Origin of the sequence: Planktothrix rubescens CCAP 1459/22, assembly GCA_904830895.1 — a bacterium.
GTDB lineage: Bacteria > Cyanobacteriota > Cyanobacteriia > Cyanobacteriales > Microcoleaceae > Planktothrix > Planktothrix agardhii.
In genome coordinates, this window is record LR882958.1 from 347102 (window position 1) to 366991 (window position 19890).

Consider the following 19890-nt stretch of genomic DNA (forward strand, 5'->3'; position numbering starts at 1 on the left):
TATATCAACCCTGTCCAAATTTCATTTGAGAATGCCCTACGATCCTCTCCAACCTATTTGTGCTACAATTTTTGAAAGTTTTATCATTTTAATGTAAGAACGCCATAAGGGACGTTTTTACTCAACCAATACTGGAGTCGTGATCAAATGACCAGCAATTACAGCGCCGACCAAATTCAAGTCCTTGAAGGTTTGGAAGCCGTTCGCAAACGCCCTGGAATGTACATTGGTTCCACAGGGCCAAGAGGACTCCACCATTTAGTATACGAGGTTGTAGACAATGCGATCGATGAGGCGCTGGCTGGCTATTGCACCCACATCGAAATCGATTTCAACGCCAATGGTTCCGTCACCGTCACCGATGATGGTCGCGGTATCCCCGTCGATACCCATTCTAAAACCGGAAAGTCCGCTTTAGAAACGGTGTTAACAGTTCTGCACGCCGGAGGTAAATTTGGCGGTGGCGGTTATAAGGTTTCTGGGGGTTTACATGGGGTCGGGGTTTCCGTTGTTAACGCCTTATCAGAATGGTTAGAAGTCACGGTTTTTCGTGATAGAAAAGAATATTCCCAACGCTTTGAACGGGGGACTCCCGCCACGGAACTGACATCAAAACCGATCAAAGAAGCCCGCACCGGAACCTCCGTTTGCTTTCTACCTGATACTGTAATTTTTACTACCGGAATTGAGTTTGATTGTGATACCATTGCTTCCCGTTTACGGGAACTTGCCTATTTGAATGCGGGAGTTAAAATTACTCTGACAGATAGTCGTTTAGAACTGTTAAGACGGGAAACTCCCAGGATAGAAACCTACCGTTATGAAGGCGGAATTCGGGAGTATATCGCCTACATGAACAATGATAAACAACCCCTCCATGAAGATATTATTTATACTTGTGGAGAACGGAGTAATGTTCAAATAGAAGTCGCTTTGCAGTGGTGTACCGATGCCTATAGTGATACGGTTTTAGGCTTTGCTAATAATATTAGAACTATCGATGGTGGAACCCATTTGGAAGGGTTAAAAACCGTTTTGACTCGGACTTTAAATGCGATCGCCCGTAAACGGAATAAACTTAAAGAAGGAGAAGCAAATTTAGGCGGGGAAAATATTAGGGAAGGTCTGACCGCCGTTATTTCTGCGAAAGTTCCCGATCCTGAATTTGAAGGACAAACCAAAACCCGATTAGGAAATCCAGAGGTTCGGGGAATTGTTGACTCATTGGTGGGGGAAGCTTTAACCGAGTATTTAGAATTTAATCCAGGAATTGCCGATGCGATAATTGAGAAAGCCATCCAAGCCTTTAAAGCCGCAGAAGCCGCTCGTCGAGCCCGGGATTTAGTTCGTCGAAAATCGGTCTTAGAATCCTCACCTTTACCCGGTAAATTAGCGGACTGTAGTACCCGAGATCCCCATGAATCCGAGATTTTCTTAGTCGAAGGGGACAGCGCTGGCGGTTGTTTTATTAGTTTTACTTATATATTGCTGGCTGATGGGTCAGAAAAAACTATCAAAGAAATTGTTGATGAGCAGGCTGAGGGGAAAGAGCATTTTTGCTACACCATTAATCAAAGTGGCAATATAGCCATTGAACGCATCACCAATGCACGACTAACGAAGAAAAATGCCCAAGTCGTGAAATTAACTTTAGATAATGGAGAAACCCTGATTTGTACTCCCGAGCACCCGTTTATGTTGCGCGATCGCACCTATAAAGCAGCAGCAGAATTAACCCCAGAAGATTCCTTAATGCCATTTCATCGCAAAATTTCTCAGAAAGGGGTAGATGGAGGATTAAACGGTTATGAAATGGTTTGGAACCCCGGTTATGATAAATGGATTTATACCCATTTATTAGCCGATTTTTATAACTTAAAACATGGGGTTTATCAAGCGTCTGAAGGCAATCATCGTCACCATGTTGATTTTCATAAACTTAACAATAATCCCACCAATATCAAACGCTTACCAGCAGAAGAACATTTAGCCTTACATCGCGCTAATTTGGAAAAAACCTTACATCGTCCTGATGTGATTGAGAAAAGTCGCCAAGTGCATCAAAGTGAAGAATTCCGAGCATTTATGAAGCAACGAATGATGCACCCTCAAACCCGACAAATCCTGTCAGAACAAGCTAAAGCACAATGGGAAAATGAGGAATATAAAGCTTATATGGGGGAGAAATGGCGAGAGTTTTATGAAAGTAATGAGGAGTATCGCCAAGAAAATAATGAAATGTTATATCAGGCGCAACAAGAATATTGGAGTCATGAAGAAAATCGCCTAAAACAATCGGAACGGGTGCGTCAACAGTTTGCAAATAACCCGGAATTACGAGAATCTTATTCTGAAGCAGCGAAAAAACAATGGGAAGATGAAGAACTTTTGGAATGGCGACGGGAAAAAACGAAGGAACAATGGACAAGAGATTTTCGTAAAAAACGCCGTCAAGCATTAGATGAAACCTATTATGCCAAAACACTGGCTGCGCTTTATAAAGTCTATTCCCATTATGGGTATATGGACGTTGACAAGTACGAAGATTATCGCAAACGTCAAAAAGATAACAGTATACTGAAGTTTAAAACCTTTTGCGATCGCTATTTTGAAGGGGATGAAGTTGCCACCAGAACTGCTATTCGTAACTATAACCATCGGGTAGTTTCTATTGAATGGTTAGAAGAACGGCATGATGTTTATGATATTGAGATTCCCCATAGCCATAACTTCGCATTATCGGCGGGTATATTTGTGCATAATAGCGCCAAACAAGGACGCGATCGCCGTACCCAAGCCATTCTTCCTTTACGGGGAAAAATCCTGAATATCGAGAAAACCGATGATGCCAAAATCTACAAAAATAATGAAATTCAATCCTTAATTACAGCATTAGGATTAGGGATAAAAGGAGAAGAATTTGATGCTTCTCAATTGCGGTATCACAAAGTCATAATTATGAGCGTTGCGGGTGATGAACCAACCCTAGTAATGGAAGATACCGGAAAAACGGAATTTGTGGAAATTGGCAAATTTATTGATGAGTGTATCGAAGGGAAACGTACCCCAGAACGCTATCAAGTGATTGCCTTTGATCCCGTAACCCATGCCACCCGTTTTCGTCCGATTAAAGCCGTAATTCGTCACGGTCATGAAGAACCCATGTATCAACTGACGACTCGCTATAATCGTCAGATTAAAGTCACATCTTCCCATAGTGTTTTTGTTTATGAAAACGGGGAAGTTAAACTCAAAAAAGGCAATGAAATTAAACCGGGAGATTGGTTAGTTGCCAGTCGTCGTTTACCCCGTTCAACTGAACCCCAAACCCGAATTGATTTACTCCGAACTTTATATGAAGCGGGTGTAACTCAATCATTATATTTACAAGGAGAAGATGTTCGTAAAATTGCCAGTCGGCGAATTTTAGCCCAGGTTGACAAACCGGAATTATTCAGTGAAACCCGGGTTGAATTAGATGCTCAAGGATGGGAACAATTAATTGCCCAACGTCAAGCATTAGGCATGACTCAAAAACAATTGGCAACTGCCATTGGAGTCAAACAACCCATTACTATTAATCACTGGGAACGGGGAATTAATCGCCCAATTTTGTCTAATTTCTTGGATTATTTAGAGACAATTGGAGGTAACGAAAATATTGTTTACCAAACCCTTCCCTCTAAAATTGATCAACTCCTGACTCAAGATGACAGCAGTAAAAACGCCCGTTGGCGAGAAGTTAGTAATTACAAACCCTTTGAATATTTCACACCAAGCGAGTTAATTCAGTTGGGGGATAACCTAAAAATTGTTCCTCAAGCGCACCAGAATAAAGCCTTTGATCGCTATTTACCCATTACTTCAGAATTGATGTGGTTTTTGGGTTGGTATGTAGCGGAAGGAACCCTATCAAAACATCAAGTCAGCCTGAATTTAGGCACAAAAGATGAGCGATTTATTCCTGAGTTAATTACAGCTATTCAAGAGGTATTTGGGGAAACCCCACGCCGCTATAATGATCCCGAAAGTCAGGGGATTAAACTGTACTTTAATAGTGTAGCTGCTGCCCGACTTTTACAGGCTTGGGGATTAGGAAAAAAATCCCATGAAAAACAAATTCCCGATCTGGTTTTCTCGGTGACAGAACCTTTACAAATTGCCTTTTTAGAGGGGTATTTCTTAGGGGATGGTACAACCAGTGGGGCGAATATTTCTTGGACTACAAACTCCAATTCAATTAAGAATGGATTACTCTATTTATTCGGACAATTGGGATTAATTGCGAGTACCAGTGAACATCAACCTCAATTGAATGACACAGCCCCAATTCAAACCCGTTATCCCTACTATACCCTGACCCTTTGTGGCAAACAACAACTCGAAAGTTGTCGTTTAATTTGGCAACGTCATTTAGGGGTAGAAAAACTCAACGCCTATTTACAACTTCCGACTCAAAAACCGATGGATTATTTACCCATTAGTGAAGATTTAATGGGATTAAAAGTTATCAAGGCAGAGGAGATTGAATTAGTTGGAGAGTATGTTTATGACTTCTCCGTTGATGGGGATGAAAACTTTGTTTGTGGAACTGGAGGACTCTGCTGTCATAACACCGATGCGGACGTTGATGGAGCCCACATCCGAACTTTGTTACTCACCTTTTTCTATCGTTATCAACGGGAATTAGTGGATCAAGGCTATATTTATATTGCCTGTCCTCCCCTGTACAAAGTGGAACGGGGACGTAACCATCAATACTGTTACAATGAGCGAGAATTGCAAGAGCATTTGAGAAGTTTACCCGCCAATGCCAACTACAATATTCAACGGTTTAAAGGGTTAGGGGAAATGATGCCAGAACAACTTTGGACAACCACCATGAACCCAGAAACTCGCATGATTAAACGGGTTGAAGTTGAAGATGCCGCCGAAGCTGATCGGATTTTTACTGTATTAATGGGCGATCGCGTTGCCCCCCGTCGGGAGTTCATCGAAACCCACGCCCCCCGATTAAATTTAACTGATTTAGATATCTAAGGGGTTTGGGATTGCTTGAGGTATGATCTAAAAACCCGATTTCGTGAAAGTTATCGGGTTTTTAATCTTCAACGCATTTGCGATCGCGTGGAGTGAGAAACCGGGTTTCTGAATAAAATATCGGCGGCGATGCTTGAGTTATCTGATCGACCCGGTTTCTTAAGTTGCGATCGCATGGTAATGGTATTGAATAGGAACGGTTTGCTGTTCCCATATTGCCCCTAATTGTAGACCAATCTGATATGGGAGAACATTAACACTTGCACCAGTATCTAATAATGCCATCACTTCTACAGAGTTGCTACCGATGGAGAGAGTAATGGGCAAATATGGCATGACACTCGATCGCCCAAGGCTATCAATTCTCTCTATAAATGGGAATCGCTGACTATTAAGCATGGGCTGATTCTTGGGCGGTAGCTAGAAGTTCTGATAATGCTTGAATTGACTTCTGATCTGCCTGTGGAGACCATACAACTGCACTCGTTGATGCTAGTTGATTCAAAAGTATATTTTCTGAATTAGTATCTTCAGCAGGTTCTAGGCTGCATCCTTGTTCCTTGGCAACTGCAAGTAGGAGAAAGTGAATGAGTCGCAGTTTATCTTGATGAGATAATTGATTAACTGTGGGTAAAAGTTCACTGAGAGGCATATCGCTTGTTTAAGAGTATATATATTTATTTTAACCTTTAAAATTGTGTTTTAACGGCGATCGCGCTTTCTTTTGGAGGGGCGATCGCACTACAAATCATCGATTTTAATCGGTATAGTTGAGCCGTTGAAGAGCAGAAATGTCAGGGTGATGGTTGCGTGTCTATCAGTTACAATGCCGGAAATCACCTGTAAACACGCTCCATAATTCCACCGAATGATACGGCTACATTGTATCCAATACGAATACCAAATAGACGAGCATTTGGATGTTTTTCACTGAGTTTTCGGGCTGATTTTAACCCGGTTTCATCTACTTCGTAGTCTCCTGATTCAAAGTCGATGATCACCATCTTGCCGATATTTTCGTCTATCTCAACTTGTTGACGGATGCTACTCTCATACAATTGTCGGGCGCGTCGTGCCACTTCTTCTCGGCTTAAAAGGATGGTTTGCATGAGGAGAGCCTTGCGATTGCTATACTTAATATTATACCGCAGATATTGATCGCTCCTTTGAAGATCATAAATTTTCCCATTCATCTCTCTGAATCATTGCCTGTCGCAATATCTCAGCCAAAAGCCCTCTGCCGATATCGCCACGATGCGGGTTCGGCACTCGCACAGTAATATCGCCCTTCTGCATATACTGGTGTTTGCTGCCAGCATAAGGCCCATCAAAACCCAGTTGCTTTAAATACTTGATTAAATCTCGACGACTAATTGGCCCAAAAGCAGGCATTATGCAACTTCCTTGATCGATAATTCTATTCCATCGACAACAGGTAAAGGCAAATTCTGCGAAATCCGCAACAAAATCCAATCTTCCAAAACCTCTGCCAATTCTTCTCTGCAAGTTTCGAGTGCATCTGCATTAGCCCATAGACCCTGAAAGCCGGGAATTTCCCCGAAAAAAGTACCATCATCTGTCAATATCTTGTACTTGGCTTTATGCAAAGCGGCTTGGAGGTATTTTGTCAACATAACAAGTGTCTTTGATTTCCCTGAAAACAGTCTATCATGGAAATAAAAAAATATAGAGAACTGATTAGAAACAGAGCGATCGCTCTTTCTTTTGGATGGGCGATCGCGTGGAGTGAGAAACCGGGTTTGGTGAACACTCATCTCGGTTCTTGAGTTATCTGAGAAACCCGAAATCTTACAATTATTTGAAAAATATTGAGGTGAAAAATGCACGATTTATATAGGCTGATTGAGAAAATTAAGAAGGCTCCTTCAATGTACTTGGGACGACACTCTATTATTTGTATTCAGGCTTTTTTGTCGGGTTACAGCGTTGCTAAATATGAGTTAGGAGAACAGCCAACGAAACAAGATCGCGATTTTATGCAGTTTTCTGAGTGGATACGAAAAAGATTCAATGTGCAGACTAGCCAATCTTGGGCTAATATCATTCTTTTTTATTCTGAGGATGAAAGTAAAGCACTTGATAAGTTTTTTGAACTCCTAGATGAATTTATAAATCGGAATCCTGCTGATGATAATTTAGTTAAAGAAGGATTGGATATGTCGGAAAAAGTGGAAGTTTTTAGAAGTTGACAAAAAGAGCGATCGCGTGGGGTTGAGAAACCGAGTTTCTGAATAAAATCTCGGCGGCGATACTTGAGTTATCTGAGAAAACCAGTTTCTTAACCTGCACTATTTTTATGACTTAATTTTCGGTTGGTTCAATATCTTGGATACTCAACAGATCGATCAATGGCTTGAGATCGAGATACATAGTGCGATAAGGTACAGATGGCGGTAAGGACTCACGCCAGTAAACCAATCTTGATGGCTGGAAACGATCGGTACTGAACACCCTCATCTAGCAGGATTGTTTCATCAACTACCAGTTTATCCGCGAGTAGAGTGATATAACCTGCCAAAGTGTTTTCATGGCGTAAAATCCAGCATTGACTGATACGAGCGTCTATCTCTCGCTGAATCCGCCCTTGTCGCCAGTAAGTGACAAATTCACCCCGTAGACAACGAAACCCCTGAGCAGAAATGGTAAGATTTGCGGTCAGATGCTCGACGGGTAACTCGGAGAAATCAACTCCAGTAAACTTACTACTGGGCGGCATTAGCAGACTTCTGACGACGGCGACGATTGGCAATACGTTCAACTAAAGCCAAAGCAGCTTCATTTGCAATATAACCGCCACTCTTAAAGGCATGGGCTAGTTTCTGAACTTCGCTGCCTGAGACAGGTTTGGAAACTGTATGGAGTGGGTACTTCATAATTTAAGCTTGATTATTTAGCTTGATCATAGCAGGCGTTTCCCTATTTTCCGTAAGTATTTTAGATAGAGCGATCGCGCTTTCTTTTAGTGAGGCGATGCCTTCGGCTGGCTGCGCCTACGGGTGGGGTTAAGAAACCGGGTTTCTGAATAAAATCTTGGCTGGGATGCTTTAGTTATCTGAGAAACCCGGTTTCTTAAGTTGTGACTATATTAATGGGCGATCGCGTGGCCCCCCGTCGGGAGTTCATCGAAACCCATGCTCCCCGCCTAAATTTAACTGATTTAGACATCTAAGGGGTTTGCGATTACTTGAGGTATGATCTAAAAACCCGATTTCGTGAAAGTTATCGGGTTTTTAATGTCTCTCCAATTGAAAACCACTATATTTTAGGTGATCGCTCATCAGAAACAAGAAAGCGCGATCGCATATTGCTTAAACAATTCCTTTCTCCCTTGGGTAAAGCTCAAAAGCTAATTCGTGACGAAAAAAACAGACATTAAACTCCGAGAAAAAGTTGAGGTGTCCAAGGATTACAGGTGCATCTGTCGAACGAGTCCAAGCGAATGCAAGTAAGATCGTAGAAAACTCAGCAAGTGCGCCTGAAAGCACCAATCCCCGCGCCTCACTATGAGCCAAATTCCCACTCAATTGAATAGGAACGGTTTGCTGTTCCCATATTGCCCCTAATTGTAGACCAATCTGATATGGGAGAACATTAACACTTGCACCAGTATCTAATAATGCCATCACTTCTACGGAGTTGCTGCCGTTGGAGAGAGTGATTGGCAAATATGGCATGATACTTGATCGCCCAAGGGTATCAATTCGCTCTATAAATGGGAATCGCTGACTATTAAGCATGGGCTGATTCTTGGGCGGTAGCTAGAAGTTCTGATAATGCTTGAATTGATTCCTGATCTGCCTGTGGAGACCATACAACTGCACTCGTTGATGCTAGTTGATTCAAAAGTATATTTTCTGAATTAGTATCTTCAGCCGGTTCTAGGCTGCATCCTTGTTCCTTGGCAACTGCAAGTAGGAGAAAGTGAATGAGTCGCAGTTTATCTTGATGAGATAATTGATTAACTGTGGGTAAAAGTTCACTGAGAGGCATATCGCTTGTTTAAGAGTATATATATTTATTTTAACCTTTAAAATTGTGTTTTAACGGCGATCGCGCTTTCTTTTGGAGGGGCGATCGCGATGAGTTTTGGTGGGCGATGGTGTGGCGATCGCGTGGGGGTGAGAAACCGGGTCTCTGAACAAAATCTCGGCGGCGATGCTTGAGTTATCTGAGAAACCCGGTTTCTTAAGTTGCGATCGCCTTCCCCATTCAATAGCACCTATACTATCGGTCAAGATACTGGTAAAGGTGAACAGCTTTGAGGTAAACTAGAATTGCTCGAAGTTTCTGGAGTCTGACATGGAAACAATGAAACTGCGATCGCATATTGGAACCGATGGCATATTGCTTCTCCAAATGCCCGATGAGTTTAAAGATACTTCTGTGGAAGTGGTGGTAGTTGTGCAGCCTCTACCATCGGAGGAAGTTAAACCGAAGTATAACGCTTGGGGACAACTGACTACTAAAAAATCAATTCAAACAGCAATTGGTAGAATGCGACAACTACGGCAAGAAATTGCCTTGGATAAAAGCTCAATCCGCGAAATGATAGAAGAAGGGCGCAGGTTCTAATGCAGTTTATATTGGATTGTTCTGTAGCAATCAGTTGGTGCTTAGTGGATGAAGATAACGATTATGCTAATGCTATACTCGCGATGATGCCGGATTGCGAAGCGTTTGTACCAGGAATTTGGTCGCTAGAAGTTGCTAATACTCTCCTGGTTGCCGAGCGACGCAATCGCATGACGACTGAGCAATCTGAGATGGCTATTACTTTTTTACAATCACTTTTAATTCAGGTTGATGAAGCTACGGATAGCAACGCACTGTCGTCAACTCTGGTACTAGGAAGACAAGAAGGTTTAGCTGCTTATGATGCAGCTTATTTAGAGTTAGCATTAAGATTGGAATTGCCGATCGCAACACTGGATAGCCACTTGGCGGAAGCGGCAATTCGCTGCGGTGTGGGGTTGGTAGTTATTGATGGAGAAATGCCAGAGACGGAGCGATCGTAATCTAACCGATGAGAGGAGGTTAAATAATTTTATGGGCGATCGCGTGGGGTTGAGAAACCGGGTTTTTGAATAAAATCTTGGCTGGGATGCTTTAGTTATCTGAGAAACCCGGTTTCTGAAGTTGCGATCGCGCTTGCAGGTTAATCTAAACTGAAAAGTTGGTCTTAAGGTGTACAAGGTCTTCAAGCTGTTCACGAAAGACTCTCACTCTCTCAAACAAGGTTTTTCCAGTGTCTACTAAAGCTTCGGGAGGCGCACTGACTTCAAGATTGGCAATACGTCCCTTAATTGCCATCCGAGCATAGAAAAAACGCCATCTTTGTCTGTTAATCTGCACTACAAACCACAGCAAATCATTGAGGCTCATCTTGTACTTGGGTAACAAAACCCGAACTGAACTGCCACCGTTGCCTCTTGCCATAAATGACCAGGGTTGTAACGCTGCTTTGCCGAAAGCAGTAATCGTAATGCCACCTTGCTCAAACACCTCCTCTGGAACAGGATCAATCAAGCTGATAATGCTGTTGGTCGAGTCACCACTACTGATATAGGGAATCGCGCCTTCAATGTAATTTTTTTCACCTATCGAGCGTCCATTCTCAATGTGGAAGTATTTAGAAAGTGTTCCATGAGTTCCATAAGGTAATTCCTTACTATCATCCTCTTCATCTGCAACCCCAAAATCTTCAAGAACAACATCAGCCAAGTCTGGCATCAATGTCACAGCTTCAAATATCCCGCGCATTGCTTCACTTCGTAAACGTTCAAATTCACGCTCCGAGAGTTTTGGTTGAGGTAGCCATTGTTGTGGACTCCACTCGATATTACTCATGGGAGAATATCACATCCTTCTACGACTGTAACTAATTCAGAAATTACCGTTTTACCTTTCATAAAAATATGAAATTGGTTGACAATCTCATCAATCTGATTACCTGCTCGTTCAACACGCTTACCCTTAAGCTTTTCATATCCATCATTCCAAATTCTGGCCATAAATATTTTGTCAGTTGAGGCAAGTGGTACATGAGCTTCAGCAACCATGATTGAGGTTGGTGCAGCAGTTGGATAAAACAAGTCTTCAGGAAGGCTAATCATGGCAAGGAGTTTATGTTTGAGCAGAAAACGTTGTCGCCATGCGTTGTGATTCATATCGGCGAAAATTCCAGCATATACAACTACAGTCAAGAATCCACCGGGTTCTAGTGCATCCATTGCTCTGTCAACAAATAGATACTCCGGTTCCTCGTCTTGGGAAAACGGCGGGTTGAGAAATGCTCTAGTGCATCTACGATTTACAACCGAGAATATATTATCGTCAAAGCAGCTTTCGTTATAAATATGACTTTTACCATCTCCTCGAAAAAACATATTGAGCATCGAAAGTGCCCAAACAGTCGGATTAGTATCAAAACCAATAATTGAATCTTTGACCTTCTCAATTTCAGCAGCACTACGAGCTTGTCGCATCATGGCATCAAATGCAGCAACGAGAAAGCCGCCTGTACCCGCAGCAATATCAATAATACGATCTCGTACACTTACTCCCACTAATTCGGCACACATCCGCGTAATATGTCGTGGCGTGAAAACAATTCCCAGGGCATTATTGTCATAGCCATAACGCAAAAATGCTTCGTAGAACATTCCCAAAAAATCAGCATCTGTTTGTATGACTGAGCGAACATTCAGGCGCTTTAGTGTATTGATAACTCGCCCAATATAAGGAGAAAGGCGATTAAAATCTGCTCCTGATAAACGCAGAGCATCTTTGAGTCGTTCTTTATTTTGATCGGGTAGTTTATGTGCAGCATTAATAGCACTTTCAGCTAGTGTATTAACTGAGAATAACGCATTAGTAGGAGTTGTATCAATTTGTCCCTGGTACATTGCCAAAACTAAAGCACCAATCACTTTAGGACGAAGTGGGGCTTCTATTTTCGCAGTGCGTAGAATACGACTTGTTTCAATTGCTGCATCAACAAACTCAGCTTGTGAGGGTACACTCACTTTTGTTGAGCCATTATCGGCTTTCAGCGCAATTTCAACTTCTGTTTTGGTTGGAAAAGTAGTTAGGGCAAATCCATGTGAAGTAAGAGAAATCCATCTCTGATGAGTTAGAAAAGAAACACTGATCTCAAACCCTTTATCTTCTTCGCCCGCAGCACCAATCGCTACTTTAATACTGTATTTACCTATTGCATTGATTTTGTCAGCGTAATCCTCTGCTTCTTTTTGTGCTTGTTTCAGTTTACCTACTTCGTTTTTTGCTTCAACAATAATCGTGGGATCGCCTACTAAACAGAAAAGAAAGTCAGGTCGTTCGCCTTCAAGACCAATGTTATGGAAATAAGCTTCGATTTCTTGCTCCTCTAAAACATCTCCTCCGCTACTAATGTGACGCAGATCCCAACCACGACGTTCAGCTTCACGCCGAATATAATAGCGACAACGATTTTCTGATCTTCGATTTTGTTTTGGAGCCATGCACTGTTAAAAATTTAACTATTAATTACAATGAAAATGTTTTCTCTATCATCTTTATAAATCAAAGATTTGTCTAGCCAAAAAACATCCTATTTTGCCGCCAACCTCCCCCCACTTTCACTCTATTAAATCTAATTTTGTACAAAAATATATGAAATTGTACGAAAATGCTGTCAAATGTGAGCTACAATACAAAAAATCTCGCATCTACCAAACCAGATGAATCTTAAAGAAATGTTAAAATTCGCTGATGATATAGTATTTGCTAAAACAGGCCAACATCTTGACGATTTACAAGCAGCGGTGCTGCGAGGAACTCTACAACGGGAGACATACAAAGAAATAGCGAAAGACTTTGACTGTTCTGAAAGTCGCATCAGAGAAATTGGATCGGAATTATGGCAATTACTTTCAGAAGAATTGGGAGAAGATATCAATAAAAAGAATTTTCGCTCGGCGATGGAGAGGTTACAAATCTCCCTATTTTCAAATGTTATACAAGATAATGTTATACAAGATAATGTCGGAGTTGGTAGTATTAATATCTGTGGAGAAGGAAGACACCCGCCAAATACACCAAACTCACCCCCACCAAATCAAGAAACATCTAACACAAAACAACCTGAAACTCCACATCAAGATTTAAGCGAGATGCCAGAATTAGGTGCTTTTTACGATCGCACTCCTGAACTAGAAACCCTGACCACCTGGATTTTACAAGCACAATGTCGCCTGATTGCTATTACGGGTATTAGCGGTATTGGGAAAACATCCCTAGCAGTACAAATCGTACAACAAATAAAAAATGAATTTGATTACATAATTTGGCGCACTATAAACGCATCCCACACCTTAGACGAATTTCAACAGGAACTAATTCAGCTTTTCTCCCATTCAGAAAAACTAGACTCCCCTACAACTAAACCGAAACCCTTATCCCTAATTAAGTATTTACAAAAGCATCGCTGTTTAATTATATTAGATGATGTTCATAATCTTTTCAGTAGTGGCGAATTGGCAGGAAAATATAAACCAGAATATGAAGAATATCGCCATTTTTTTAAACAGATAGAAAAATTATCCCATCAAAGTTGCTTTCTTTTAATCGGTTGGGAACAACCCAGAGAAATTTCTCAAATTGAAAGCCAAAATAATCCTATTCGTACCTTACAAATCAATGGTTTAGATATCGCAGCCGCAGGGGAAATACTCAGAGATTACGGGTTAGCAGAAATCGACTACTCAATACTTATTCACCGTTACCAAGGCAACCCTTTATGGTTAAAAAGTGTTGCAACTCTGATTCAAGAATTAGGAGTCAATGTTACTGATTTATTACAAAATGATACCATCTTATTACCCGAAGATGTTAAAGATATTTTACGGCAACAGTGGGATCGCCTGTCCGATAGAGAAAAACAAATATTGTCCATACTGGCTAAGGAAACTCAACCCCTAAAACTGTCAAAATTAATAGACAAACAACCCAATTTAAACTTAGAATTAGTTAATGTCTTACAATCTTTACAACGGCGTTGTTTAGTAGACAAAATTGAGGATAGTTTCTGGTTATCACCTCTAATTAAGCAGTATTTGGTCATATAAAAAAGATGAAGATCAGATTCCCACAGATAAATTTTATCGACCCGTCCTTTTTCTGATTTCCAATTTTCCCGAAAGTTAATCCGAGCAAATGTATCCTTTCATACAACGATGATCCGAATTTGATGAGAAATTTTTCATGACAAAGGGCAGAACTTCCACTAACATTAGGGAAAAACACCCGTTAGGTGAAAAAACTCATCTCTAGTCCTGGTATCATAACTAATCAGTTTGAACCCAGGAACACTATCAATCCGGGTCGCGTCATCAACTAACGGAATCTTTCATCAACCAAGTTCCACCCATGAGTCAATCTATCCCTATCTCCTGGTCTAAGGCAGGCGTCTCTATCCCCCTGGAGCAACTACCCCTTGAGCAACTCCCCAATACCGATTTAGTCCTGCGGTGTCAAGAGGGAGTCTGTCCAGATAAAGCAGCCTTTACAGAACTGCTGCGTCGGTATCAGTCCCATGTTGATAAGATTCTCTATCACCTGGCCCCAGACTGGCAGGATCGGGCTGACCTCGCCCAAGAAATCTGGATTCGGGTCTATCGTAATATTAAGCGTCTACAGGAACCCGTCAAATTTCGGGGTTGGTTAAGTCGAATTGCTACTAATTTGTTCTACGATGAACTCCGCAAGCGCAAACGGGTCAAACCCCCCTTATCTTTAGATGCCCCTCGCAATATAGAAGATGGGGAAATGGATTGGGAAATTGCCTCCGATGGCCCTGGCCCCGATGAAGATATGGCAACCCGTGAATTTTATAGTCATCTTCATGAAGCGATCGCCGATTTACCCGAAGCATTCCGCACCACGATTGTTTTGCGGGAAATTGAAGGATTAGCTTATGAAGAAATCGCCGAAATTACCGGGGTTTCCCTGGGAACGGTAAAATCGAGAATCGCCAGAGCCCGTCAACGCTTACAAACCGATCTGCAAGTGTATCTCAATCCCTAAAATCTGTGCAGGCGAGCGGGTGAAATTCCTGTTAATAGGGATATAATAGTTCTATAGGTTGAACCCCAATTTCTCATGTCTGATTTCATATTTGGTGAACGGGGGTGTTCGGATGAAGCATAATCTTGAGCCAGAACCACAAACTTACTCAACCATCGGGGGATATCTATCTGAGGAACACTCGGATCTTGACCCTAAAATCCAATTACTCAGTGCCTACCTGGACAATGAAGCGACGGTTGCAGAGCGCCGTCAAGTTCAGTTGTGGCTGGATACTGATCCTAAGATTAAAGCAACTTTTCTACAATTACTACAACTGCGTTCTCGCTTGCAAAATGCTCCTGTCCCTGCTTCTGGTACTTCGGTACAAAAACTAACCGCCCGCGTTTTCCAACGGTTAAATCAGAGAACCCGGAGGATGGCAACTTGGGGAGGAACTGCGATCGCGGCTTTATTAGTGATGACTTTTTCTAGTACAATTTCAGGCAATTCCGGGCGTTTTCCGATGTTTGCCCAGTCTGAAACCCTGAACAATTCGGAACCCTTACAAATTGCTTTAAATGAACCTCTGATCCCAATTATTACTCCGAATGCGGTTAGTATTAGTGTGGATCAACCGATTATTCCGATTCCTAAAGCCGCAGTTTCAAGACCCATCAATTAAAATAATATAACCCCAGAGACTTTAAAATATAAGGTTTTTTGGGGTTATATTTTAGGTCTAATCTTGGTTTTTCCAACACCCATCAGGAATTAAAACCCCGGAATAAAACTCAACGGTTTTAATATCCATCAAATAAACCCAAACTAAGCCTAAAGGTTGATGGTTGAGATCAAATACAGAAATTTGTTGTCGCTGATATTCGTTTTCTTCAGCAGGGCGATGGGGTTGGTAATCTTCTAATTGATCTAAATCTAAAAAAATATTAGGGTCTGCAAAGGATAAAATCACCCCCTGTACCATACCATCCCCAGCTACCATCCCTGGATAACCTAAAGATAGAGCATAGAGTGTTCCCACCGCTAAAGCCGGACGCTGGGCCAGGACTCGCCCCTGACAATAGCGTTGATAGTTATATTCCCCTGGCTTGAGCGTACCATAGACAAATACATCAATCTGATTGGTCATAGTTAAGTTGCAATGTCTGTAAGAAAAAGAGATGATTGTACAGTAATTGTCAAAACTTTTTGTTAAGATGATCATCAACAGATCGTCTTGACCGTTGGATGAAGGCGATGATTAGTTTGAATTGAGTTTATTTCCTACTTCTGAATTTATTTATGTTAATAGCCATTAATTTAATTGATTTTTCATTTCATACATTACTGTTAAGTACGTTTTTCCCTGAATTTCCGGTTTTTGACGGGATTTTTTCGACTCAGGGGGTGATGGTGATGCTACTGGCGGCCTATGCCGTGGCCATGTGGATGTTTCTCACCAGCGCACCGAAAGTACATACAATTATGGTTTCTGATTTGAATGTAGCCAGGGATTTTTACGAGGGTTTATTAGGACTGTCCGTGGCAGATGTGCCTTTACATTATTACTATAACTATGAACAAACTTTAGGAGCGACCGGAATTGATCCCCTGTATCTTTCTGCCCCCGTCGGGAACACTGTAACATCTAAAATGCAGGGTACGGAGGGATTATGGTATCAACTAATGAAAAACACTCAGTTACATATTATTAGCGGGGCTAGTTATGGTTCCAAAGATCAAGAACGTCATGTTTGTTTTGATAAAGACTGTTTAGAACAAATTTTAATGCAGGTACAATTGCGCGGGGTAAAACATAAAATTCGCAGTGAAAGACCGTTAAATTTTTTAGTGAAAGATTTAGATGACCGTGTTATTGAAATGACGGAAGTTAAGAGTTAACAGGGGGAGCAGGGGAGGTAAACTTTTTCTATTACCCATTACTCATTACCCATTCCCTATTTCCTTAAAAATAAACACAACGTTCTCCTGTCATTTTAGCTTGTTGTAGGGCTTGATTTATTCGTTCAATGCAGGCGCGATAGTGTTCATTGGGTTGAACTTTTGTATATCCAATATATACAGAAGAATTAGAGGGATTATTTTCAAGGGATTCTTCTTGATTAACTAAACGATCTAAAATTCGGTTGAGTGCTATTTTTGTTCCGGGTAATTCCGAAAAAATAGCTAATAGAAATTCATCCGTTTTCCATTGGGCGACCCAATCACTTTCTCGCAAAATTTGTTTTAATTCCTGCATTAAATTAATAATTTGGCAGGATGGAGTTGCTAAAAAATCTGGGTTTTCATCAGTTAACTGGCTGTCTTCGACGTTAATTATAGCAACACATAGGGATAAATGGTGACGGTTTGCTATACTTAAACACTGGCGAAGATGGGTTTCTGCGGTTTCTCGTTCCAGAACAATTTGCAGGGATTCTTCCTGACGAGACAGAATAATATTTTCTAGGTCTAAAATCTTTTGTTCGTTATTTTTAATTCCCAATTCAATCGCTTGGTGAAGTTGATTTATTTCCAGATAAATACTGGGAGTAAATTTTGGAATTTCTCCTTGATTAAAATATAAATTTAAGGCTTTTGTTATCAATAAAATAGACTCTTTCATATAGTTAATATATCGGGATAATAAAATAATACCAGCTAGATAGGAGTAGGTGAACTACCATAAAACCCTGTCGTCGAGGGACAGCGCACCTTGAAAACTAGGGTTATGGGGTTCTGTATTACTTCAGCATACTATCTACTGAAGAACCAAACTAACTTTTATCTGAAATTAAAGCAACATCAATCTGTTCTTCTCGGGGTTGGCTAATTTCAACTTGTAAATTAGGGCCAAAAAATTTAGCAATTTTGTCTTGTTTTTTTTGCCAATTTTCCAAAGACATAAACGGAGAATCAAACTCTAAAATCAAAGAATAGGAATCATTAATGAGGGCTTCTCGAATACCTTGGAGGAGGGGACGTTCTTCACGGTTGGGGCTAAGTCCCAGACGTTCTAGGACATCGGATAAATGGGCTTCTTGGCCATAGCGATACCGGGTGACATCCTTGCGGACTTGATTTTGGGTGTCTGTAGCCTGTTTTTCTCGGCTGGCTAAGACCTCAGAGGAGGTGACTTGAGTAAAAGGGATGGGTTTGAGTTCTGCCGCTTTCAGGGCTAACCCTCCCAACAATACAGGAATTCCATAGAAAAATCCAGCTAAGTTTAAGGTGGCATTATCCGCAAAATAGGCGGCAAAACCCACTACAGTTAAGATTCCACCCACCACTAAACCCAGGGCTCCCAAAGAAGTTTGACGTAACATATTAATCAAAAGTATTCTGCTAGAACTCACTGTGTTGATTCTAAACTGCTACGCCATTTTATTAAACGTTCAATATGAACACCAACGACGAAGATCAATCTATTTCTAACATAAAACGCAAGCTCCTAGAACAGATTAATACCCTTAAGTGCGAGGATGAACGAATGTACAACATTCTAGCCATTGATGTTTGGGCTTTAGCGAAAACGATGGATGAGTTTCAACCGGGGTTTTGGGGGGCGTTTATGAAAAACCGTGAAAAAGCCTTAAAACGTTTCCTGGCTGAGTCGGCTAAAAATAAAACCGACACGGATAGTAAACGCCCTCCATTTTTGCGCTAATCTGTTTAATTTCTAACTAAAATTGGTTTGAATATTAACGCCACGTTGATTCAGAGTGGCTTCAAATAATGGAGTCGAAAGTATTTGTTCTACGGGCCAAACTCCGGGCTTTTGCAGTTTACCCTTTAAGCAAAGTTCCGCAATCGTTCCGGTGCCAATTCCGGCAATTTTAGCGGTATTTTCATGAACAATTGTAGAACAAAAATCAACGGTTTTTCCCTGTTTAATTCCGGTAACACAGGAACGAACTGCTACCCCGATACCACTCCAAAGATCGGTTACATTGGTCATCCGATAACTTACCTGGGATAAAAACTCAATCACGGCGGGATTTTTCAGCCAACTTTCTGGCCACCAATGGGCAACACTCCAGGTTAAATAATTATAAAAATCGGGAATAGTGCCAAATTTGGTAATCACAGTTTTAACGGGAAAAGAGTCTACTAAGGTGAAACATTCTGGCATATCAAACCAATAAACTCCGGTTTTTCCATAGGGGGAAGGAAATTCAATGGTTTCCCTTTCGCTATAGGGTTTAATCGTTTGCCATTGTCCGTTTATCCACACTTGAAATGGAGATTGTAGCCCTAAAAAAGTAGTTCTCATAACAGTAATTCCAGCCCCCCCAGACCCTCCCACCACATAACTTAGGTGAATTTTTTCGACTTGATCAAATTGTTCCACTCCTTGACGCACCATGCTATTAGAAATACCGGGGAAAATACCTGTATTAATAATAGCGGTGACTCCGGCATTTTTAGCTGCTTCAGAATGCTCTAAAATCCGGCGGGTAAAGTCTCGATTATCACTGACATCAATATAGTTAACGTGATGTTGAATACAGGTTTTTAAAACTCCTAAATCTCGATATTGAAATGGCCCGGCACAGTGAATAACTAAGTCAGAATTGGCGATCGCATTTTCTAATTTATCCTGATCTGCTAAATCTAATTCTAACTGTTGAAATCGGGGATTAATTCCTATATTTCTTGTCAATTTTCGTCCAGTAATGGTAATCTCGGCGGCGGTATGTTGGGCTAGATATTCGGCAACACTATTGCCAATTCGTCCTCTGCCTCCTAGGATTAAAACTCGTTGATTCATGGGATTATCTCCTG

24 protein-coding genes are annotated in these 19890 nt (G+C 41.2%); 9 read left to right on the forward strand and 15 right to left on the reverse strand.

Annotated elements, in window-relative coordinates:
* Positions 1-147 precede the first annotated feature (147 nt).
* Positions 148-5040 (forward strand): ATP-binding protein, encoded by a 4893-nt coding sequence (locus NMG86_RS01685; RefSeq protein WP_026788401.1) that lies wholly within the window; start codon positions 148-150, stop codon positions 5038-5040.
* A 159-nt stretch (positions 5041-5199) separates the two neighbouring features.
* Here the strand turns inward: NMG86_RS01685 and NMG86_RS01690 are convergent, their stop codons facing one another.
* From NMG86_RS01690 to NMG86_RS01710, 5 genes are all read right to left on the reverse strand, one after another.
* Positions 5200-5439 (reverse strand): pepsin/retropepsin-like aspartic protease family protein, encoded by a 240-nt coding sequence (locus tag NMG86_RS01690; protein ID WP_237745602.1) that lies wholly within the window; start codon positions 5437-5439, stop codon positions 5200-5202.
* Positions 5432-5692, reverse strand: coding sequence for a hypothetical protein (locus NMG86_RS01695; protein ID WP_026796874.1), 261 nt, complete (start codon positions 5690-5692; stop codon positions 5432-5434). The genes NMG86_RS01690 and NMG86_RS01695 overlap by 8 nt, the downstream gene beginning before the upstream one ends.
* A 184-nt stretch (positions 5693-5876) precedes the next feature.
* Positions 5877-6149, reverse strand: coding sequence for a hypothetical protein (locus tag NMG86_RS01700; RefSeq protein ID WP_026788403.1), 273 nt, complete (start codon positions 6147-6149; stop codon positions 5877-5879).
* A 64-nt stretch (positions 6150-6213) separates the two neighbouring features.
* Entirely contained in the window at positions 6214-6432 is a 219-nt protein-coding gene (locus NMG86_RS01705) for a type II toxin-antitoxin system HicA family toxin (protein ID WP_026788404.1), read from the reverse strand.
* On the reverse strand, positions 6432-6815 hold the full coding sequence (locus tag NMG86_RS01710; RefSeq protein WP_233423073.1) for a type II toxin-antitoxin system HicB family antitoxin: 384 nt from the start codon (positions 6813-6815) through the stop codon (positions 6432-6434). The genes NMG86_RS01705 and NMG86_RS01710 overlap by 1 nt, the downstream gene beginning before the upstream one ends.
* Before the next feature lie 66 nt (positions 6816-6881).
* Here NMG86_RS01710 and NMG86_RS01715 point away from each other — a divergent pair, with 66 nt between their 5' ends.
* A complete protein-coding gene (locus NMG86_RS01715) occupies positions 6882-7250 on the forward strand; it encodes a hypothetical protein (RefSeq protein ID WP_071782952.1) in 369 nt (122 codons plus the stop codon).
* Positions 7251-7763: 513 nt separating this feature from the next.
* On the opposite strand, the gene NMG86_RS01720 is transcribed toward NMG86_RS01715, so the two are convergent.
* From NMG86_RS01720 to NMG86_RS01735, 4 genes are all read right to left on the reverse strand, one after another.
* A complete protein-coding gene (locus NMG86_RS01720; protein WP_162832334.1) occupies positions 7764-7934 on the reverse strand; it encodes a hypothetical protein in 171 nt (56 codons plus the stop codon).
* Positions 7935-8369: 435 nt separating this feature from the next.
* Positions 8370-8798, reverse strand: coding sequence for a pepsin/retropepsin-like aspartic protease family protein (locus NMG86_RS01725; RefSeq protein WP_026796875.1), 429 nt, complete (start codon positions 8796-8798; stop codon positions 8370-8372).
* The gene (locus NMG86_RS01730) at positions 8791-9051 is read right to left on the reverse strand and encodes a hypothetical protein (protein ID WP_026788402.1); all 261 of its coding nucleotides are present in this window, start codon (positions 9049-9051) and stop codon (positions 8791-8793) included. Before NMG86_RS01730 ends, NMG86_RS01725 begins: the two co-directional genes overlap by 8 nt.
* Before the next feature lie 50 nt (positions 9052-9101).
* Positions 9102-9296, reverse strand: coding sequence for a hypothetical protein (locus tag NMG86_RS01735; RefSeq protein WP_144018185.1), 195 nt, complete (start codon positions 9294-9296; stop codon positions 9102-9104).
* A gap of 64 nt (positions 9297-9360) precedes the next feature.
* On the opposite strand from NMG86_RS01735, the gene NMG86_RS01740 reads away from it, so the two are divergent.
* Both NMG86_RS01740 and NMG86_RS01745 read left to right on the forward strand, forming a co-directional pair.
* A complete protein-coding gene (locus tag NMG86_RS01740) occupies positions 9361-9633 on the forward strand; it encodes a hypothetical protein (RefSeq protein WP_026796876.1) in 273 nt (90 codons plus the stop codon).
* Between the two features lie 83 nt (positions 9634-9716).
* Positions 9717-10076 carry a type II toxin-antitoxin system VapC family toxin gene (locus NMG86_RS01745; protein ID WP_237746635.1) on the forward strand — a complete coding sequence of 120 codons (360 nt, stop codon included), beginning with the start codon at positions 9717-9719 and terminating at the stop codon, positions 10074-10076.
* A gap of 145 nt (positions 10077-10221) precedes the next feature.
* Here NMG86_RS01745 and NMG86_RS01750 read toward each other — a convergent pair whose 3' ends face one another.
* On the reverse strand, positions 10222-10908 hold the full coding sequence (locus tag NMG86_RS01750; RefSeq protein ID WP_026796877.1) for a restriction endonuclease subunit S: 687 nt from the start codon (positions 10906-10908) through the stop codon (positions 10222-10224).
* Positions 10905-12563: an HsdM family class I SAM-dependent methyltransferase gene (locus tag NMG86_RS01755; protein WP_026796878.1), complete on the reverse strand. Its 1659-nt coding sequence runs from the start codon at positions 12561-12563 to the stop codon at positions 10905-10907. The genes NMG86_RS01750 and NMG86_RS01755 overlap by 4 nt, the downstream gene beginning before the upstream one ends.
* A 219-nt stretch (positions 12564-12782) precedes the next feature.
* On the opposite strand from NMG86_RS01755, the gene NMG86_RS01760 reads away from it, so the two are divergent.
* From NMG86_RS01760 to NMG86_RS01770, 3 genes are all read left to right on the forward strand, one after another.
* Positions 12783-14168 (forward strand): helix-turn-helix domain-containing protein, encoded by a 1386-nt coding sequence (locus tag NMG86_RS01760; RefSeq protein WP_026796879.1) that lies wholly within the window; start codon positions 12783-12785, stop codon positions 14166-14168.
* A 301-nt stretch (positions 14169-14469) separates the two neighbouring features.
* Positions 14470-15126 carry a sigma-70 family RNA polymerase sigma factor gene (locus tag NMG86_RS01765; protein WP_026796880.1) on the forward strand — a complete coding sequence of 219 codons (657 nt, stop codon included), beginning with the start codon at positions 14470-14472 and terminating at the stop codon, positions 15124-15126.
* A 112-nt stretch (positions 15127-15238) separates the two neighbouring features.
* On the forward strand, positions 15239-15790 hold the full coding sequence (locus tag NMG86_RS01770; protein WP_052338601.1) for an anti-sigma factor family protein: 552 nt from the start codon (positions 15239-15241) through the stop codon (positions 15788-15790).
* Positions 15791-15847: 57 nt separating this feature from the next.
* On the opposite strand, the gene NMG86_RS01775 is transcribed toward NMG86_RS01770, so the two are convergent.
* Positions 15848-16255 carry a gamma-glutamylcyclotransferase family protein gene (locus NMG86_RS01775; protein ID WP_026788414.1) on the reverse strand — a complete coding sequence of 136 codons (408 nt, stop codon included), beginning with the start codon at positions 16253-16255 and terminating at the stop codon, positions 15848-15850.
* Between the two features lie 152 nt (positions 16256-16407).
* Here NMG86_RS01775 and NMG86_RS01780 point away from each other — a divergent pair, with 152 nt between their 5' ends.
* Positions 16408-17007, forward strand: a complete 600-nt coding sequence (locus NMG86_RS01780) for a VOC family protein (protein ID WP_026796882.1) — start codon at positions 16408-16410, stop codon at positions 17005-17007.
* A 64-nt stretch (positions 17008-17071) separates the two neighbouring features.
* On the opposite strand, the gene NMG86_RS01785 is transcribed toward NMG86_RS01780, so the two are convergent.
* Positions 17072-17731: a diguanylate cyclase domain-containing protein gene (locus tag NMG86_RS01785; RefSeq protein ID WP_026794976.1), complete on the reverse strand. Its 660-nt coding sequence runs from the start codon at positions 17729-17731 to the stop codon at positions 17072-17074.
* Between the two features lie 151 nt (positions 17732-17882).
* A complete protein-coding gene (locus tag NMG86_RS01790) occupies positions 17883-18431 on the reverse strand; it encodes a DUF2854 domain-containing protein (protein WP_026796883.1) in 549 nt (182 codons plus the stop codon).
* A 74-nt stretch (positions 18432-18505) separates the two neighbouring features.
* Between NMG86_RS01790 and NMG86_RS01795 the strand changes: the two genes are divergently transcribed.
* Positions 18506-18772: a hypothetical protein gene (locus NMG86_RS01795; RefSeq protein ID WP_026796884.1), complete on the forward strand. Its 267-nt coding sequence runs from the start codon at positions 18506-18508 to the stop codon at positions 18770-18772.
* A gap of 12 nt (positions 18773-18784) precedes the next feature.
* On the opposite strand, the gene NMG86_RS01800 is transcribed toward NMG86_RS01795, so the two are convergent.
* Positions 18785-19876 (reverse strand): saccharopine dehydrogenase family protein, encoded by a 1092-nt coding sequence (locus NMG86_RS01800; RefSeq protein WP_026796885.1) that lies wholly within the window; start codon positions 19874-19876, stop codon positions 18785-18787.
* Between the last annotated feature and the right edge of the window lie 14 nt (positions 19877-19890).

What these genes read in the sequence shown, in the direction of transcription:
- NMG86_RS01685 (WP_026788401.1), top strand. Translation starts at nt 148, where the DNA reads ATGACCAGCAATTACAGCGCCGACCAAATTCAAGTCCTTGAAGGTTTG.
- NMG86_RS01690 (WP_237745602.1), bottom strand. Translation starts at nt 5,439, where the DNA reads ATGCTTAATAGTCAGCGATTCCCATTTATAGAGAGAATTGATAGCCTT.
- NMG86_RS01695 (WP_026796874.1), bottom strand. Translation starts at nt 5,692, where the DNA reads ATGCCTCTCAGTGAACTTTTACCCACAGTTAATCAATTATCTCATCAA.
- NMG86_RS01700 (WP_026788403.1), bottom strand. Translation starts at nt 6,149, where the DNA reads ATGCAAACCATCCTTTTAAGCCGAGAAGAAGTGGCACGACGCGCCCGA.
- NMG86_RS01705 (WP_026788404.1), bottom strand. Translation starts at nt 6,432, where the DNA reads ATGCCTGCTTTTGGGCCAATTAGTCGTCGAGATTTAATCAAGTATTTA.
- NMG86_RS01710 (WP_233423073.1), bottom strand. Translation starts at nt 6,815, where the DNA reads ATGAGTGTTCACCAAACCCGGTTTCTCACTCCACGCGATCGCCCATCC.
- NMG86_RS01715 (WP_071782952.1), top strand. Translation starts at nt 6,882, where the DNA reads ATGCACGATTTATATAGGCTGATTGAGAAAATTAAGAAGGCTCCTTCA.
- NMG86_RS01720 (WP_162832334.1), bottom strand. Translation starts at nt 7,934, where the DNA reads ATGAAGTACCCACTCCATACAGTTTCCAAACCTGTCTCAGGCAGCGAA.
- NMG86_RS01725 (WP_026796875.1), bottom strand. Translation starts at nt 8,798, where the DNA reads ATGCTTAATAGTCAGCGATTCCCATTTATAGAGCGAATTGATACCCTT.
- NMG86_RS01730 (WP_026788402.1), bottom strand. Translation starts at nt 9,051, where the DNA reads ATGCCTCTCAGTGAACTTTTACCCACAGTTAATCAATTATCTCATCAA.
- NMG86_RS01740 (WP_026796876.1), top strand. Translation starts at nt 9,361, where the DNA reads ATGGAAACAATGAAACTGCGATCGCATATTGGAACCGATGGCATATTG.
- NMG86_RS01745 (WP_237746635.1), top strand. Translation starts at nt 9,717, where the DNA reads ATGATGCCGGATTGCGAAGCGTTTGTACCAGGAATTTGGTCGCTAGAA.
- NMG86_RS01750 (WP_026796877.1), bottom strand. Translation starts at nt 10,908, where the DNA reads ATGAGTAATATCGAGTGGAGTCCACAACAATGGCTACCTCAACCAAAA.
- NMG86_RS01755 (WP_026796878.1), bottom strand. Translation starts at nt 12,563, where the DNA reads ATGGCTCCAAAACAAAATCGAAGATCAGAAAATCGTTGTCGCTATTAT.
- NMG86_RS01760 (WP_026796879.1), top strand. Translation starts at nt 12,783, where the DNA reads ATGAATCTTAAAGAAATGTTAAAATTCGCTGATGATATAGTATTTGCT.
- NMG86_RS01765 (WP_026796880.1), top strand. Translation starts at nt 14,470, where the DNA reads ATGAGTCAATCTATCCCTATCTCCTGGTCTAAGGCAGGCGTCTCTATC.
- NMG86_RS01770 (WP_052338601.1), top strand. Translation starts at nt 15,239, where the DNA reads ATGAAGCATAATCTTGAGCCAGAACCACAAACTTACTCAACCATCGGG.
- NMG86_RS01775 (WP_026788414.1), bottom strand. Translation starts at nt 16,255, where the DNA reads ATGACCAATCAGATTGATGTATTTGTCTATGGTACGCTCAAGCCAGGG.
- NMG86_RS01780 (WP_026796882.1), top strand. Translation starts at nt 16,408, where the DNA reads ATGTTAATAGCCATTAATTTAATTGATTTTTCATTTCATACATTACTG.
- NMG86_RS01785 (WP_026794976.1), bottom strand. Translation starts at nt 17,731, where the DNA reads ATGAAAGAGTCTATTTTATTGATAACAAAAGCCTTAAATTTATATTTT.
- NMG86_RS01790 (WP_026796883.1), bottom strand. Translation starts at nt 18,431, where the DNA reads ATGTTACGTCAAACTTCTTTGGGAGCCCTGGGTTTAGTGGTGGGTGGA.
- NMG86_RS01795 (WP_026796884.1), top strand. Translation starts at nt 18,506, where the DNA reads ATGAACACCAACGACGAAGATCAATCTATTTCTAACATAAAACGCAAG.
- NMG86_RS01800 (WP_026796885.1), bottom strand. Translation starts at nt 19,876, where the DNA reads ATGAATCAACGAGTTTTAATCCTAGGAGGCAGAGGACGAATTGGCAAT.